Here is a 17,166-nt window from a genome sequence, read left to right on the forward strand (position 1 = left end):
TAATGATGGCAGTAAATAGAGAAGACTTTCAAGAAGCAATCGTTAAAATCGGAAGAGTAACAAAAGTTGTAAAGGGTGGTAGAAGATTCAGATTTACAGCTTTAGTTGTTGTTGGTGATAAAAACGGTACAGTAGGATTTGGAACTGGTAAAGCTAAAGAGGTTCCTGATGCAATTAAAAAAGCATTAGATGACGCATTCAAAAGCTTAGTTACTGTTTCTATTAAAGGAACTACAATCGCACATGATATTGAACATAAATATAATGCAAGTAAAATATTATTAAAACCAGCATCTGAGGGTACTGGACTTATCGCTGGAGGAGCTGCAAGACCTGTTCTTGAGCTTTCTGGAGTTAAAGATATTATTGCAAAATCTTTAGGTTCAAATAATCCAAACAACCTTGTACAAGCTACTGTTGAAGCATTAGCTAAGATTAAAGGATAGAAATTATGGAATTAAATAACTTACAACCAGCAGCTGGTAGTACAAAAAATACTAAAAGAATTGGTAGAGGTCAAGGTAGCGGTACTGGTAAAACAGCTGGAAAAGGTAACAAAGGTCAAAAAGCTAGATCTGGTTATAAAATCAAAAGAGGTTTTGAAGGTGGTCAACAACCACTTTACAAAAGACTTCCTAAAGTTGGATTCTTTTCAAGAACAGTTAAACCATACTCTATCAATGTAGATAAAGTATCTCAAATTGCAACACTTGATGAAATTACACTTGATTCTATTAAATCTGTGTACAAATTATCAAAATCAGTTGAAAAAGTTAAATTAATTGGTTCAACTGCAAAAGATTTAGTAGCTAAGATTAAAGACGAAAACGTTACAACTACTGGAAAATAACCATGAGTAAAGATCTAATAAATAAGATTCTTATTACATTAGGCTTTATTTTTCTTTACAGATTACTGGCATACGTGCCAGTACCTGGAGTTAATATTGACGTAGTTAAAGAATTTTTCGACTCAAATGCTAACAATGCATTAGGTCTTGTAAATATGTTTAGTGGTAATGCAGTTGAAAGACTAAGTATTATTTCACTAGGAATTATGCCTTACATTACTGCTTCAATTATTATGGAGCTTCTAGCAGCAACTTTCCCAGCACTTGGTAAAATGAAAAAAGAAAGAGATGGAATGCAAAAATATATGCAGATCATCAGATATACAACAATTGTTATTACATTAATTCAATCTATTGGTGTTTCAGTTGGTCTTAATTCATTAACAGGGCAGAATGGACAAAGTGCTATTTCAATCGATATGAATACATTTATTGCTGTTTCTGCAATTTCAATGTTAACTGGTACTATGCTTTTAATGTGGATTGGTGAACAAATCACACAAAAAGGTATTGGAAATGGTATTTCATTAATTATTTTTGCTGGTATTGTTTCTGCAATCCCTCATGCAATTGGTGGAACTGTTGAATTAGTTAATAATGGACAAATGAATTTCTTAACAGTAATTGCAATATTAGTTATTATTATGGCAACTGTTGGGGCAATTATTTATGTAGAATTAGGTGAAAGAAGAGTTCCTGTTTCATATTCTAGAAAAGTAATGATGGAAAATCAGAAAAAAAGAGTTATGAACTATATTCCTATTAAAGTGAATTTAAGTGGAGTAATTCCAGCGATTTTTGCTAGTGCTATTTTAATGTTCCCTGCAACTGTATTACATGGAAGTCAAAATAAATATTTAGTTATGATTGCTGATTATTTAAGTCCTACTTCATATACTTTTAACTTATTTATGTTTTTATTTGTAGTTTTCTTTGCATTTTTTTATGCATCAATTACATTTAATGCAAAAGATATTTCAGAAAACTTAAAAAAACAAGGTGGATTTATTCCAGGTGTAAGACCAGGAGCAAGTACAGCTGAATTTTTAAATGAAGTAGCCAGTAGATTAACTTTTTGGGGTGCGATTTACATGGGATTAATTTCAACTTTACCTTGGCTTGTTGTAAAAGCTATGGGTGTACCTTTCTATTTTGGAGGGGTTGCTGTACTAATTGTTGTACAAGTTGCTATTGATACTATGAGAAAAATTGAAGCTCAACAATATATGAATAAATATCAAACACTAAGTGCGGTTGGACTATAAAAATGGCAATCCCATTAAGAAAACCAAACGAAATAGAAAAACTTCGAACTGCAAACATTGCTGTTGCTAAAACATTAAATTATTTAAAAGATTCAGTTAAACCTGGAATGACTTTGAAAGAAGTTAATCTTTTAGGTGAAAAATTTATTGCTAGTTTAGGTGCTAGACCAGCATTTAAAGGTTTATATGGTTTCCCAGCAGGTGTTTGTACTTCATTAAATGAAGTTATTATTCATGGAATTCCTAGTGATGTTGTTTTGAAAGAAGGCGACATCCTTGGTTTAGATATTGGTACAGAGATTGACGGTTGGTATGGTGATTCTGCTATAACAATGCCTATTGGAAAAATTTCAAAAGCTGATGAAGATTTAATTGCTTGTTCAAAAGATGCTTTATACTATGCAATAGATATTATTCAAGAAGGTATGCGATTTAAAGAGTTATCAAAGGCTATCGAAGATTTTATTGTCTCAAGAGGATATCAACCACTTGTAAGATTTTGTGGTCATGGTATTGGAAGAAAGCCTCATGAAGAACCAGAAATTCCTAATTACTTAGAAAATGGAAATGCAAAATCTGGTCCAAAAATAAAAAATGGAATGGTATTTTGTATTGAACCTATGATTTGCTCAAAAGACAGAAATCCTGTTATTTTGGAAAATGGTTGGGACGTTGTGTCAGCTGATGGGCTACGAGGTAGTCATTATGAACACACAGTTGCTGTAATTAATGGAAAAGCAGTTATTTTAAGTAATTCGGAAGATTAAGGGAGATAAAAAGTGGCAAAAGATGATGTAATAGTAATTGATGGAAAAGTAATTGAAGCTTTACCAAATGCTATGTTTAGAGTTGAATTGGATAATGGACATGTAGTTTTATGTCATATCTCTGGAAAAATGAGAATGCACTACATTAAAATTTTACCAAATGATACTGTAAAGGTAGAAATAACACCTTATTCGTTAGATAAAGGTAGAATCACACACAGATATAAATAAGCATATTTATATCAAATTAAATAAGGAATTTTTTCCTTATTTATTCTTCAAACAATCTAGAAACTTTCATTCAAAACTTTTAAATATAAAAAACTATGAAGCCCAAACATATAATATTTCGCACACTTTAAAAAAGTTATACTACACATTTAGCTCCATAACTTTACATACTAATTAATTCTATTTTTTGTTATATCAATCTCTTTTTCAATTAATTCTTTTTGTTCAATCAATAATTCTAAATGTTTTTTTAATATTTCTCTATCTTTATAAGATTCAATTATAAAGTCATAAAGTTTTGGTCTGTTTTTTTTCCAATTATGTAAAGTTGTCTTATTTACATCTAAATCAAATTCTAGTTTTCTTAAACTAGGTGCAGTCATTTTAGTTCCTATTTTAAACTATTCTGCTATTTTATAAAATATTGGAACAAAAGTCAAGTATTATTATTAAATTGTTCTAATTATTGGAACAAATAATTGTTCAAGAAAGATTTATGTACAATTTCACATGACAAAATTAGTAAAAAATCGTGTGTTAAAACATTTAAATTATTTAAAATCATTCGGTTATGAGTATCATGAACATTTAGATTTTTTTTCAACTAACATAAAAAATGTAAAATTACCTAATAATATAAGTGATTTAGGCGTTAGTGTTAATCACTGTTATTTATGTGAACTTTCAAAATGTCGAAAAAATGTCTTATTTGGTTATGGTAATATTAATTCTGATCTTATGTTTATAGGTGATGAGCCAAGTAATAGTGAAGATGAGTTAGGTTTACATTATGTTGGCAAAAGTGGTGAATTACTTATAAAAATGATTGAGAATGTTTTAAATGTAACTAAAGAAGATGTTTATTTCACAACTTTAGTTAAATGTAAAAGCTTAAATGGTTTAAATAATACGATTGTTGATACATGTCATGATTATTTACTAAAACAAATTGAGTTGATAAAACCCAAATTGATTGTTGCGCTTGGAGAAAAAACTTATTCGTACTTATTAAAAAATAGTGATAATTTTTCTCAGATTAGAGGAAAAGAATTAGTTTTTAACACAATACCGTTAATTACTACATATTCACCAACTTTTTTATTAAGGAATCCTTCTTTTAAAAAAGATGCATATTATGATATGCTAAAAATAAAAAATTACATGGAGAGTTTAAATTGAAGCAAATAATTGCCCTAATGGTACTTATATTTCTATTTTTTGGTTGTACCCCAAAACAAACTGTACAATTGAAAATGCCAGGTAACCATAAAATGGTTGCACAACCAGCAAAAAAAGATATTGTTGATGAAGATAAAAAAACAGTTGTTCAAGAACTTGAACCAATGGATATTATTGAATCAAATGGTAAAGATAAACCAGTTCAGTATGAAGTAGCTCCAATTATTGAAGGTGATAAAATCGAGAACCAAAGTACAACTCCTGGTTCTAGCGAAAATCAAATTCAGATTGATCCTACAAAAGTAAAAATGAAAGTTGCATTCATTTACCCATCATCTTTAGTTTCGAAATATGCAAAATCGTCGATAAATACCATTTCAGGGTATTTATCGCATCAAAATGCTGATTATGACCTTGTTGTAATTGACACTGAAAATGAAAATGTGGATAAAATTAATGCTGCTTTTCAAAAAGTAAGAGATGCAAATATAACAAATGTAATTGCACTTTTTACTCCAAGTTCAGTTAATACTTTAAATAATGTTGTTTCAAATGATTTAAAAGTTTATTTACCGTTAATTGAAAAAAATGATATTGCGACAAATAATCAAAGCTTAATTTTTGGTTCTATTTCATATGATGATCAAATTAAGAAATTAATGCAATATTCAAATGAAAACAATGTAATGTTTTATCAAGATACTTATTTAAGTTCTAAATTAAAAAGAACTTATGATGCTTTAGTTTATGATACAAGATTAAAAAGGGAAATAGATAAAAATGAAAAAAACTTTAAAAATATCGTAACTGATTCAAGATTAAGAAATTCAACACTATTTTTAAATACTGACATTGTAAAAACATCATTAATTTTATCTCAATTAAGTTCTTATGATATTTATCCAAAAGTTGTTTTTTCAACACAACTAAATTACGACCCTTTATTAATGACATTAACACAAGATAAAGATAGAGATAGATTAATTGTGGCCAATTCAATTGATGTTGTTGATAAAGAGTTAAGAGATGATATCGCAACTTTAGGTGGAAATATTGTATATGAGTGGGTTGATTATTCAACTCTTGTTGGGATAAATTATTTATATTATGGACAAAACTCAAGTTTAGTTCCTACAAAAATCGAAAATAATCAAGCAATCTATACTCCAAGACTATTTAAAAGTACTGCGTATGGCTTTTTAGAAATTAAGTAAAATTTAGATAAAATCGCGAATATTTATAGAAATGGAGTTAGAATTGAGAACACATTATTGTACAGATGTAACTGAAGCAAAAATTGGTGAAACTGTAACTGTTGCTGGTTGGGTAAACAGTAGACGTGACCACGGTGGAATTATATTTATAGATTTAAGAGATAAAAGTGGATTAGTTCAACTAGTAGCAGATCCAAGTGATAGTAAAGATGCGTTAGCAATTGCAGAAACTGTAAGAGATGAATATGTTTTAATTGCAACTGGACTTGTAAGAGCAAGAGGTGAGGGACTTGAAAATCCAAATCTAAAAACTGGTAAAATCGAAATTGTATTAAAAGATTTAGTAATTGAAAATAGATCAAAACCAATGCCTTTTGATATTAATGATGAAAAAGTTAATGATGAAATTAAATTAAGAAATAGATTTTTAGAATTAAGAAGTAGAAAATCATTTGAAATTTTCCAATTAAGAAGTAAAGCAACTATTCAAGTTCGAAATACTTTAGATGAATTAGGATTTTTAGATGTTGAAACTCCAATCTTAACTAAATCAACTCCAGAAGGTGCAAGAGATTATTTGGTTCCATCAAGAGTTCATCCTGGTGAATTTTATGCATTACCACAATCTCCACAATTATTTAAACAACTTTTAATGGTTGCAGGATTTGATAAATATTTCCAAATTGCAAAATGTTTCAGAGATGAAGATTTAAGAGCTGATAGACAACCTGAATTTACTCAAATAGACGTTGAAATGTCATTTTGTACACAAGAAGATGTTATAAAAGTTGCTGAGAGATTAATTTATGATGTATTTACAAAATGTGGAAAAACAATTCCATCAACATTTAAAAGAATGAAATACTCAGAAGCTATGGAAAAATATGGTTCAGACAAACCTGATTTAAGAATTGATATGCCACTTGTTGATGTTATTGATATTTTCGCAAACTCAACAAACGAAATTTTTGCAGAAATTGCAAAAGACAAAAAAAACAACAGAATCAAAGCTTTAAAATGTAAAAACGGAGATAATATCTTCTCTAAAAGACAAATGAAAGGTTTTGAAGATTATGTTAGAAAATTTGGAGCTAAAGGTTTAGGTTACTTCCAAATGAAAGAAGATGGATTAAAAGGTCCATTAACTAAATTCTTCTCTGAATCTGATTTAGAAGAAATCGTAAAAGTAACTGAACTTGAAGTTGGTGACGTTGTATTCTTTGGAGCGGGAGCTAAAAAAGTAGTTTGGGATTATATGGGAAGATTTAGATTATTCCTAGCTGCTGAAATGGATATTGTTCCAGCTGATGCTTTAGAATTTTTATGGGTTGTTGATTTCCCAATGTTCGAAGTTGAAGATGGAAGAACAAAAGCTTTACACCATCCATTTACAATGCCAAAATCACTTGAAGATACTTCTGATTTAGAAGCTATTGAATCAATTGCTTATGATATTGTTTTAAATGGTACAGAGCTTGGTGGTGGAAGTATTAGAATTCATAAAGAAGAGATTCAATCAAAAGTATTTAAACTTATGGGAATTTCAGACGAAGAAGCAAGAGAGAAATTTGGTTTCTTACTTGATGCACTTCAATATGGAGCACCATCACATGGTGGATTTGCTTTAGGACTTGATAGAATGATAATGTTATTAGCAGGAACTGATTCAATCAGAGATGTAATAGCATTTCCAAAAACTCAAAAAGCTCAATGTTTATTAACTCAAGCTCCATCAAGCGTTGATGAAGAGCAATTAAAAGAGTTAGGTATTAGATTAAGAAAAACTGTTACTGATTTATAATTGTTAAGCAACAAATTAGTGGAAAGAATTAAATGATAAAAATATTTTTCATATTGTTTTTTCCGCTTTTTGTTTTTTCAAAAACTTTCACACTTACTTATTTTCCTTTAGAAACTTATCTTATAAATAAAATAGCAAAAAATGAACTTAAAAATAGAGAAATTTCAAGAAAGTATACAGATACTTTTGTTCAATTACCTAAATCAGAAATTTCAAGATTAGCAAATGCAAAAGTATTTTTTCATTTAGGATTAGATATTGAAAAAGAATATGCAGAAATTTTATTAAAACAAAACCCTAATATAATAGTTGTAGATTTATCATTAAATGTAAAAAAAATAGATAATAATCCATATATTTGGACTGATCCTCTTAATTTACGAATTATTGCAAAAAATATGTATGACACTTTTGTAAAATATGATAAAAGCAAAGAAAACTATTACAAAGTTAATTATCAAAATTTTCTTGATGAAATTGACCAAACATTTTTAAAAATAAAACTAAAATTAGATAAAAGTGAAATAGAGAGTATTTATGTTTTTGATGATTATTGGGAATATTTTGCAAAAAGATTTGTAATAAAAACAATTCATAGAGAAAAGAGATATTTAAATATTTCAGAAATCCCACAATTAATAGAATTCTCAAAAGAAAAGAACATAAATAAATTATTATCTACAAATGAAGAGAATAAAGACTTTATAATTTCATTAACTAATAATTTAAATATAAAAGCAGTTGAAAGCGATATATTTGATGATAAATGGCAAACAAATCTTTTAGAATTAGCTCAAAATATTACAAAATAGAAAACAACAAAAATTATTTTTTACAATAGTATATTTTATATACATCTGTATATAGATTTAAAATTTTTAATAACATATAATAATTCCTAAGATACTAAAAGATTAGGAATAATTATGTCAAATAATATTAACTATAAAGGTATAAATGTAAAAAAAGAGTTGTACCCGATTATCAAATATATTGAAGATGTGGATAAATATAAAGATGAATTAGGTAGATTAAGCTCTTCTTGGGATATGTTAGCACTTTTAGGACAACTAGGTGATATAAATATTGATATTGGGAAAACAAAAGAGAATTTTTTAAATTTAACTTCAACACTTTTAAATCATTTAAGCGAACAACAAATCAAAAAAGTTACTCAAGAAATGAAATTTAAAGCAAGTGTAACTATTGATATTCTAATTAGAAACCTTTTTGAAAGAACAGCTGATATTGGATTTTTAGCTACAGATGATGATATTAGAACTTTTATTCAAACTTATGTTTCAAAATATAATGATGAGAGTTTGATTCTACGACAAAATATGCAAAAGAGATTTAAAGAATATGTATCAAAATATTCTGTTTATTTTGATATTGTTTTACTTGATACTCATGGAAAAGTATTAGTACGATTAAATGATGATATAAAAACTGAAAAAGTTGAGTTATCGTTTGTTCAGAAAATTCTTAATTCAAATGAAGATTTTGTTGAAACATACAAATATCACGATTTTATTCCTCAATATAAAAAATCACTTGTTTATTCATATAAAGTTACAAAAACAAATGATTCAAATTCGGATATTTTAGGAGTTTTATCTCTTTGTTTTAGATTTACAGATGAAATGAATGGAATTTTCAATAATTTGGTTGATGTAAAAAATAAAGAGTGTTTAACTATTTTAGATGAAGATGGTTTTGTAATTGCTTCTAGTGATAAAGATCATATTAGATTAGGGGTAAAATTACCTATCGTTTTAAATGAAAATTATAAAATCGTATCTTTTGCAGGTAGAGATTATTTAGCAAAAACTTGTAAAACCAATGGTTATCAAGGATTTTATGGACTTAAATGGTATGGACATATTATGATTCCTTTAGATTATGTTTTTTTAAGTGATGAATATAATAGTATAGATGTAGATTATCATGTAATAAACTCTATGATGGATAATGAACAACATTTTTCAAAAGAGTTAAAAGAAGTTTTTTATAAAAGTAAAACTATTCAAGATAATTTAGCTCGTGTAATTTGGAATGGAAATATTGCACAAAGCAAATTAAATTCAGTAAATAGGGAATTTTCTAAATCACTTTTAAATGAAATTGGAGTAACTGGAAATAAAGCTAATTCATCTTTAAGTAATCTAAATCAAACAATTATTACTTCAATTTTAAAAGACAGTGAATTTTTATCTTCACTTTCTATTGATATTATGGATAGAAATTTATATGAAAGAGCAAATGATTGTAGATGGTGGGCATTAACTTCATATTTTAAAGAAGCCTTTGATGATTATGCAACTTTAACTGATAAAAAAGATGAAATAAGTAGTATTTTACATTATATAAATGGATTATATACAGTTTATACAAATATTTTAGTTTATGATAAAAATGCAAAGGTAATTGCTGTATCAAATAGAAATTATGAATATTTAATTGGAAAAGTTCTAACACAAGATTGGGTTGAAAAATCTTTAAAATTAAATGATACTTCAAAATATTGTGTTTCAAAATTTGAAAAATCGCCACTTTATGAAAATGAATCAACATATATTTATAGCAGTGCAATAAGATCATTTAAAGATGAAAAAATAATTACTGGTGGAATTGCAGTTGTATTTGATTCAAATCCTCAATTTAATGCAATGCTTGATGAAAGTTTGCCACATGATATAGATGGTAAAAAAATTTCAGGTGTTTTTGCAATTTTTGCAAATAAAGATAAACAAATTATTTCATCGACAAATAGTAGTTTTGTGGTTGATAGTTATTTAAATTTAGATGATAAATTTTTCACTTTAAAAAATGCTCAACAAACAAGTCAAATAATTGAATTAAATAATGATTATTATGCAGTTGGAGTTAAGTGCTCAAATGGTTATCGAGAATACAAAAGTAGGGTCGATGATTATAAAAATGATGTTTTGTGTTTTGTATTTATTTATATTGGTAAAAAAGGGTGTAATGTATTTTTGGATAGCTCAAAATCAAAGTTTTCATCTACTTCAAAATCAAAATATACTTCAACAAGTATAGAATTAGCAACATTCTATTTAGGAAAAAAACTTTTAGCAGTAAATGCAAAAAATGTAATAGAATCAACAGGTATTGAAGAATTAGAAGCATCAATTGATATGGATAAAAAGAATCATTTTAAAGGAATGGTTTTATATAAAGATAAACTTGTTGCTGTTTTAGATATTAGAGATTTTGTAAATGAAGAAATCACAGATGAAAAACTAACAAATATAATTTTAGTTGAATACGATAAAGATAATATTGAACATTGTGTTGGAATTTTAGTCTCTTCTTTAGAAACAGTAAGTATTGTAGAAGAAAAATCAATCCAACATATTCAAAATCATTTCTTAGGAACTGGAACTTTAGTTGAAAGTATTGTTGAAATAAATGACTTAGAAGTTTCAAAAGTTGCAATGGTTTTAGATATCAAAAAAATAGATGAAAATCTAACAAAAAGAATTTAAATTCTCTTATAGTAGGGGTTAAAATATATTTGGGCACAATACGAAAAAACTAATATATTTTAAAGAAGAAAAAATGAGTAATATTAATAAACCAAACAAATTTTTACCTACAACTAAAAAAGAGATGCAAGAGAGGGGATGGGATGAACTAGATGTTATCCTAATTACAGGAGATGCCTATATTGATTCCCCATTTATGGGAATAGCAGTTGTTGGACGAATCCTTGAAGATATAGGTCTTCGTGTGGGAATTATCGGTCAACCAGATGTAAATAGTGATGTTGATGTCAAAAGATTAGGTGAACCAAAACTATTTTGGGGAGTAAGTGGTGGAAGTATTGATTCAATGGTTTCAAACTACACAGCAACTAAAAAGTTCAGAAATAGTGATGATTACACTCCAGGTGGTCAAAATAACAAAAGACCAGACAGAGCTACTTTAGTTTATACAAATCTAATAAGAAGATATTTTAAAAATACAGTTCCTATTGTTCTTGGAGGAATTGAAGCTAGTTTACGAAGACTTACACACTATGATTATTGGACAAATAAATTAAGAAAACCAATATTATTTGATACAAAAGCAGATTATATGGTTTATGGAATGGGTGAACAAGCTATTATTGATTTAGGAAATTACCTAAAAGAAGGGAAAGACCCCCGAACTATTAGAGGACTTTGTTATATTGCAAAAGAAGCTCCAACAGAAGAGTCATTTTTAGAGATTCCATCACACGATGAATGTTTAAAAGATAAAGAGAAATATATAGATTTATTCAAAGCATTTTATGATAATAATGACCCTATTTATTCAAAAGGTTTATATCAAGAAGTTGATGGCAGATTTCTAATTCAAAATCCACCAAGCCGTCATATGGAAGAAGAAGAGATGGATAAAATCGCTTCATATCCATATCAAAGGGATGCCCATCCATATAATGCAAAAGATGGAAAAGTTAAATGTCTTGAAACTATTAAATTTTCTATTATGACACATCATGGATGTTGGGGAGAGTGTAACTTCTGTGCGATTGCAGCCCATCAAGGCAGAACTATAAGAACAAGAAGTGAAAAAAATATTTTAGCTGAAGCAAAACACTTTACAACAATGAAAGATTTTAAAGGAATCATTTCAGATGTTGGTGGACCAACTGCCAATATGTATGGTTATGAGTGCGTTAAAAAGATAAATCTAGGAACCTGTGTAGAAAACAAAAGATGTGTAGATGCCCATAGACTTTGCCGAACTATGAAAGTTGACCACAGCAGAAACATAAAACTTTTAAAAGATATAAGAGCAGTTCCTGGTATTAAAAAAGCCTTTGTTGCTTCTGGTGTACGATATGACTTGATAACAGCTGATAAAAAACATGGATATGAATATCTAAAAGAGATGGTAGACCATCATATTTCTGGTCAAATGAAAGTTGCTCCTGAACATACAAACGATGAAGTTTTACATCATATGGGAAAACCAGGGAAACAAACACTGATTGATTTTAAAGCTATGTATGACAGACTTAATAAAGAGTCAGGGAAACAACAGTTTTTAACATATTATTTGATTGCAGCCCATCCTGGATGCGAAGAAAAGCATATGCATGAGTTAAAACAATTTACAACCCATGAATTAAAAATGAATCCAGAACAAGCTCAAGTTTTCACACCAACTCCTGGAACGTATTCAGCAGTTATGTATTACACAGAACTTGACCCATTTACAAAGAAAAAAATCTTTGTTGAAAAAGATCAAAGAAGAAAAGAGAAACAAAAAGAGATTGTTGTTGCAAAAAATCAATTTGCAGGGAAAAATAAAAAAACTTCAAGTTCTGGAATGCAAGGTTAATTATGGATTTATCAATATATGCAAATGAATTTTTAGTTTTATCAATAGCAATGTTTTTTGCTTTACTTTCACCCGGTCCTGATTTTGCAATGATTGTAAAACAAAGTGTTAGTTATGGACGAAGAGCCTCAATATTCACAAGTATTGGAATTGGTTTGGGGATTTCAGTTCATATTATTTACACACTTTTAGGAATCGGACTTATTATTTCAAAATCTATAATTTTATTTAATATAATTAAGTATCTTGGTGCAGCTTATTTAATCTATATTGGTTATAGAAGTTTAAAATCAAAAGGTATAAATCTTCAAACTAATGAACAAAATAAAATGGAAAAAATTAGTGATTTTAAATCTTTTTATTTAGGTTTTTTATGTAATGCTTTAAATCCAAAGGCAACTTTATTTTTCGTATCAATGTTTACTGTAGTAATAAGTCATGATACTCCATTAAATATTCAAGCTTTTTATGGTTTATTTTGTATTTTAGCTACGATATGTTGGTTTATATTTTTATCTCTAATTTTAAGTCAGGCAAAAATAAAGAATTTTCTTAATTCATTTGGAAAATGGTTTGATAGAACTGTTGGTGTAGTTTTAATTTCATTAGGTATTAAAGTTGCATTAAGTAAATAATCTTTATTTAATTAAGATATAAAAAAAGGGCAACTATTATAATAGTTGCCCTTTTTTATTTTTGTAAAAAAGATTTATGAAAGTGAAGCCATCATATCTGCTGTAACTTCTGAAACATCTTTTGTTCCATCAAGTTCCATAAATACACCCATTTTTGTATAAAAATCAATTAATGGTGCAGTTTGTGTATGGTATGCGTCAAGTCTGCTAATTACAGTTTCAGCATTATCATCTTTTCTGATAATTAATTCACCACCACAGTAGTCACATTCATTTTCTTTTTTAGATGGATTAAATTCAACATGGAAAGATGCTCCACATTTTGAACAAACTCTTCTTCCTGTAATTCTTCCAACGATTAATTCATCTGGAACATTTAAAGAGATTACTTTATCTAAAGAGATTCCCATATTTGACATTAATTCACTTAAAGCCTCTGCTTGTGCTAGGGTTCTTGGAAATCCATCAAGAATGAAACCATCTTTACAGTCAGACTCAGCTAGTCTGTCTTTGATAATACCAATAATAGTTGAATCTGGTACTAATTTTCCATCATCCATGAATTTTTTTGCTTCCATTCCCATGTCTGTTTTATCTGCAATTGCAGCTCTTAAAATATCACCTGTTGAGATTTGAGGAATATTATATTTTTCAATTAGAAATTTTGCTTGAGTTCCTTTACCAGCTCCTGGTGCTCCAAATAGCATTAAATTCATATTTTTCTTCCTTAGTTTTTTCGTATTGTATAGAAAAAGGTTTTAATAGTACATAAGGTTTTAATTCTACATGGAGAATTTAAATGATTTTTGATACAATTACGCCTTGTAAATTCAAAAGGGCATAAATGAAAAAATTATTTTTAATTATTGGAGCACCTGGAAGTGGTAAAACTACAGATGCAGAATTAATTGCAACAAAACATAATAATATCACTCATTATTCAACTGGAGATATGTTTAGAGCTGAAGTTTCAAGCGGATCACAAAGAGGTGAAATAATCAATACTTATATTAGTGCAGGTAACATTGTACCAATTGATATTGCGATAGAAACAATTTTAGGAGCCATTAAAAATGCCTCAACAGATATTGTAATTATTGATGGATATCCAAGAAGTGTTGAGCAAATGGTTGAATTAGATAAATATTTATCAAATGAATCAGAAGTAAAATTAGTTAATTGTATTGAAGTAAAAGTTTGTGAAGAAGTAGCGCGTGATAGAGTTTTAGGACGAGCACGAGGTACAGATGATAGTGTTGAAGTATTCAATAATAGAATGAGAGTTTATACTGAGCCATTGGCGCAAATTCAAGAGTTTTATTCAGCAAAAAAATTATTAAAAAAAATAAATGGTGAAAGAACTATTGAAAAAATTGTAACTGAAATGGATAAATATATCCAATCAAAAATCTAAGTTATGCTTGAAAAAAAAGTTAATTTTTATAGCGTAATAATTGGAACTGAACTTTTAAATGGACGTAGGGCTGATGCCCATTTTACATTTCTAAACCAACAGCTTTTATCACGAGGTTGGGAACATAAAGCCTCTTTTGTAATTGAAGATGATCCAAAACTTATGTTTAATATTTTTAATCTTATAAAAGCTGACCCAGATTCTGTGATGTTTTGTTTTGGTGGGATTGGAGCAACTCCTGATGATTACACAAGACAAACGGCAGCTAGGGCTTTCACAGATTATAAAATGGAATTTCACGAAGAAGCAAAAAATAGAATTATAAATCAATTTGGAGAAGATTCTTATCCTCACAGAATAAATATGGCGTATTTGCCAAAAAATGCAAAACTTCTTACAAATATAGTAAATAATGTAGCAGGATTTTACCTAGAAGATAGATTTTTCTTCACTCCGGGATTTCCATCTATGAGCCAAGCAATGGTTGTTGAAGCTTTAGATACTTTATATCCAAAATCACAAGAGAAATATAGATGTGTAATGACTATTGATTGTAGTGAAAATGATTTAATTGACACTATGAAAAAAATGCCTAAACATTTAGATTTTGCATCTTTGCCTAGATTTATAGGTGAGACTAGAAAAGTAGTAATTAGTCTTGCTGGATATGATAAAGATGAGGTTGATAAATATTTTCAGCTGTTTGTTGATTTTTGTGAAAGTAGTAAAAAAGAGTATATTTTAAAAGATATAAATATTTAGAGCCTATTTAGTAGGCTCATTATAATCCCCAATTTTAAAACCTTCATCTTTTGGATATTTAAATAAATTATAATCATTCCATACTTTTACGCAAAGTTTGTCTTTTCTATTAAAACCATCTTTTGCAAAAGCATGAGCTCTTCCAAAATTTGGGAAAACCCCTGTTCCTGTTGCATACATATATGCAATAAAACAGTTTGCTTCATACTCTTTTTGTTTTGAGGCTAAAACAAAATAGTACATTGCTTTTTCATAATCTTTGGGAACGATTTCACCTAATAAAAAAAATCTTGCTAGCATAAGTTGTGCTTTTGAGTGATTTTTATTTGCTGCATCGACAAAAGTGTTATAAGCTTTTTTTTCATCAAAAAATATTGTTTTTTTAGAAAGATACAATTTCGCTAAAACATAAGTTGATTCTGTATTCCCTAAATCAGAAGCTTTTTCTAATAGTTCTTGAGCTTTATTTATATTTCTAGCTATTCCATCTCCTGATAAATAAATAAGAGCTAATTCATGGATAGCTTTTGGATTATTTTGCTTTGCTAATTCTTTATATCCACTAAGTGCTTTCATTGTTCCTTGAACTTTTTGAATAGTATAAACCTCTTCAAAAGTTAAAGCATTTAAAAAAGTTCCTAAAAAAATAAGAAGAAATAGCAATTTTTTCATATAATCTCTTTTTTTATATTTGGATTTAGAGTTGTTGTGATTTCATAGGTAATTGTATCATGAATCTCAGCCAATGCATGAACATCATCAAAAATACAAACTTCTTCTTCTTGAGTATTTAAAACTAAATTATCCATTGAAACTTTTCCTAAAACATTAAAACCTTTTGGGGTTGTATATTTGTTTTTTTCATTTAGTCTTAAAAAGCCATCACCATAACCAACATCATAAGTTGAAACGCTCATATCTTCACTTGCAGTGTATGTTCCTCCATAACCAACACTTTGTCCTTTTTTTAAAACCCTTGATGCTAATCTTGAAGCCCAAAGTGACATAACTGGTTTTAATTTTGGAAATTTAAAAATTCCAGCATTATCTAAATATCCATAAGTGGCAATTCCAACTCTAGCAAAATCTTCATCGAAATTTGAGGTTCTAAAAAGTGCTGCTGAGTTACAAGAATGAAAGGCTGGAAGAGGCAGTAAAAGTTTTTCACATATTCTTTTCACATCCTCTTTTACCCTAGAAAATACGGCTTTTTGCCAGTAAAAATCAGTAGTTAATTCATCTGCACATTTGTGATGTGTAAAGACTCCAGTCACTTGTATATTTCTTCTATAAAGCCCTAAAAAAGCCTCTTCTATCTCTTTTGGAGATACACCATTTCTATGCATACCCGTATCTACCTTAATATGAACTTTTATATTTTCTGGTAAAGTTTCTATAACATCTAAACTGTTTACAGCTATGTGAAAAGCATGTGAATAAGTGTGAATATCTTTTTGTGCTAGGATTAAAATATCATCAAATAATTTTTCAATAACCAAGGCTTCATCTATAGATTTAACCACTGCTTTTTTAATCCCAAATTCATTTGCAAGTGTTGCAATTTCTAAAAGACCATGTCCGTAAGCGTTATCTTTTAGAACAACAGCGACTTTTTCAACTGAACCTGCTTGTTTTGAAATAACACCAAAATTGTAAAATAGATTTTCTTTATTTAATAAGATTTTTGCCAAAA

The 17,166-nt window shown here is 28.3% G+C and carries 18 protein-coding genes; 14 read left to right on the plus strand and 4 right to left on the minus strand.

The genetic code is table 11. From position 1 onward, the window contains the following. Window positions 1–5: 5 nt before the first annotated feature. The 5 genes from rpsE to infA are packed head-to-tail and all read left to right on the plus strand — an operon-like array spanning window position 6 to window position 3,113. Window positions 6–446 (plus strand): 30S ribosomal protein S5, encoded by a 441-nt coding sequence (gene rpsE, locus AVENP_RS05295; RefSeq protein WP_014473702.1) that lies wholly within the window; start codon window positions 6–8, stop codon window positions 444–446. Window positions 447–451: 5 nt separating this feature from the next. Further along, entirely contained in the window at window positions 452–850 is a 399-nt protein-coding gene (gene rplO / locus AVENP_RS05300; RefSeq protein WP_128358931.1) for a 50S ribosomal protein L15, read from the plus strand. 2 nt (window positions 851–852) lie between these two features. Further along, on the plus strand, window positions 853–2,115 hold the full coding sequence (gene secY, locus AVENP_RS05305; protein WP_128358930.1) for a preprotein translocase subunit SecY: 1,263 nt from the start codon (window positions 853–855) through the stop codon (window positions 2,113–2,115). 2 nt (window positions 2,116–2,117) lie between these two features. Then, complete coding sequence (gene map / locus AVENP_RS05310) at window positions 2,118–2,882, plus strand: type I methionyl aminopeptidase (RefSeq protein WP_128358929.1); 765 nt, start codon at window positions 2,118–2,120, stop codon at window positions 2,880–2,882. Window positions 2,883–2,894: 12 nt separating this feature from the next. Further along, window positions 2,895–3,113: a translation initiation factor IF-1 gene (gene infA, locus AVENP_RS05315; protein ID WP_014473706.1), complete on the plus strand. Its 219-nt coding sequence runs from the start codon at window positions 2,895–2,897 to the stop codon at window positions 3,111–3,113. Between the two features lie 170 nt (window positions 3,114–3,283). Here the strand turns inward: infA and AVENP_RS05320 are convergent, their stop codons facing one another. Continuing rightward, window positions 3,284–3,496, minus strand: coding sequence for a hypothetical protein (locus AVENP_RS05320; RefSeq protein WP_128358928.1), 213 nt, complete (start codon window positions 3,494–3,496; stop codon window positions 3,284–3,286). Window positions 3,497–3,623: 127 nt separating this feature from the next. Between AVENP_RS05320 and AVENP_RS05325 the strand changes: the two genes are divergently transcribed. From AVENP_RS05325 to AVENP_RS05355, 7 genes are all read left to right on the plus strand, one after another. Next, window positions 3,624–4,292 (plus strand): uracil-DNA glycosylase, encoded by a 669-nt coding sequence (locus AVENP_RS05325; RefSeq protein WP_128358927.1) that lies wholly within the window; start codon window positions 3,624–3,626, stop codon window positions 4,290–4,292. Further along, a complete protein-coding gene (locus AVENP_RS05330) occupies window positions 4,289–5,506 on the plus strand; it encodes a hypothetical protein (RefSeq protein ID WP_128358926.1) in 1,218 nt (405 codons plus the stop codon). The genes AVENP_RS05325 and AVENP_RS05330 overlap by 4 nt, the downstream gene beginning before the upstream one ends. Window positions 5,507–5,549: 43 nt before the next feature. After that, entirely contained in the window at window positions 5,550–7,307 is a 1,758-nt protein-coding gene (gene aspS / locus AVENP_RS05335; protein WP_128359002.1) for an aspartate--tRNA ligase, read from the plus strand. A gap of 32 nt (window positions 7,308–7,339) precedes the next feature. Next, window positions 7,340–8,119 carry a metal ABC transporter solute-binding protein, Zn/Mn family gene (locus AVENP_RS05340; protein WP_128358925.1) on the plus strand — a complete coding sequence of 260 codons (780 nt, stop codon included), beginning with the start codon at window positions 7,340–7,342 and terminating at the stop codon, window positions 8,117–8,119. A 114-nt stretch (window positions 8,120–8,233) separates the two neighbouring features. Beyond that, complete coding sequence (locus AVENP_RS05345) at window positions 8,234–10,816, plus strand: chemotaxis protein CheW (RefSeq protein WP_228201873.1); 2,583 nt, start codon at window positions 8,234–8,236, stop codon at window positions 10,814–10,816. 73 nt (window positions 10,817–10,889) lie between these two features. Continuing rightward, window positions 10,890–12,662: a YgiQ family radical SAM protein gene (locus AVENP_RS05350; protein ID WP_172664221.1), complete on the plus strand. Its 1,773-nt coding sequence runs from the start codon at window positions 10,890–10,892 to the stop codon at window positions 12,660–12,662. Between the two features lie 2 nt (window positions 12,663–12,664). Beyond that, the gene (locus AVENP_RS05355) at window positions 12,665–13,297 is read left to right on the plus strand and encodes a LysE family translocator (RefSeq protein WP_172664223.1); all 633 of its coding nucleotides are present in this window, start codon (window positions 12,665–12,667) and stop codon (window positions 13,295–13,297) included. 74 nt (window positions 13,298–13,371) lie between these two features. On the opposite strand, the gene AVENP_RS05360 is transcribed toward AVENP_RS05355, so the two are convergent. Next, the gene (locus AVENP_RS05360) at window positions 13,372–14,013 is read right to left on the minus strand and encodes an adenylate kinase (RefSeq protein ID WP_128358923.1); all 642 of its coding nucleotides are present in this window, start codon (window positions 14,011–14,013) and stop codon (window positions 13,372–13,374) included. Between the two features lie 128 nt (window positions 14,014–14,141). Here AVENP_RS05360 and AVENP_RS05365 point away from each other — a divergent pair, with 128 nt between their 5' ends. Beyond that, window positions 14,142–14,711, plus strand: coding sequence for an adenylate kinase (locus AVENP_RS05365; RefSeq protein ID WP_128358922.1), 570 nt, complete (start codon window positions 14,142–14,144; stop codon window positions 14,709–14,711). Window positions 14,712–14,714: 3 nt separating this feature from the next. After that, complete coding sequence (locus AVENP_RS05370; RefSeq protein WP_128358921.1) at window positions 14,715–15,473, plus strand: competence/damage-inducible protein A; 759 nt, start codon at window positions 14,715–14,717, stop codon at window positions 15,471–15,473. Between the two features lie 3 nt (window positions 15,474–15,476). On the opposite strand, the gene AVENP_RS05375 is transcribed toward AVENP_RS05370, so the two are convergent. Together AVENP_RS05375 and AVENP_RS05380 are read right to left on the minus strand one after the other, a co-directional pair. Then, window positions 15,477–16,145: a tetratricopeptide repeat protein gene (locus tag AVENP_RS05375; protein WP_128358920.1), complete on the minus strand. Its 669-nt coding sequence runs from the start codon at window positions 16,143–16,145 to the stop codon at window positions 15,477–15,479. Then, entirely contained in the window at window positions 16,142–17,164 is a 1,023-nt protein-coding gene (locus AVENP_RS05380; protein WP_128358919.1) for an alanine racemase, read from the minus strand. The genes AVENP_RS05375 and AVENP_RS05380 overlap by 4 nt, the downstream gene beginning before the upstream one ends. Window positions 17,165–17,166 lie beyond the last annotated feature (2 nt).

Source organism: Arcobacter venerupis, from assembly GCF_013201665.1.
Classification (GTDB): domain Bacteria; phylum Campylobacterota; class Campylobacteria; order Campylobacterales; family Arcobacteraceae; genus Aliarcobacter; species Aliarcobacter venerupis.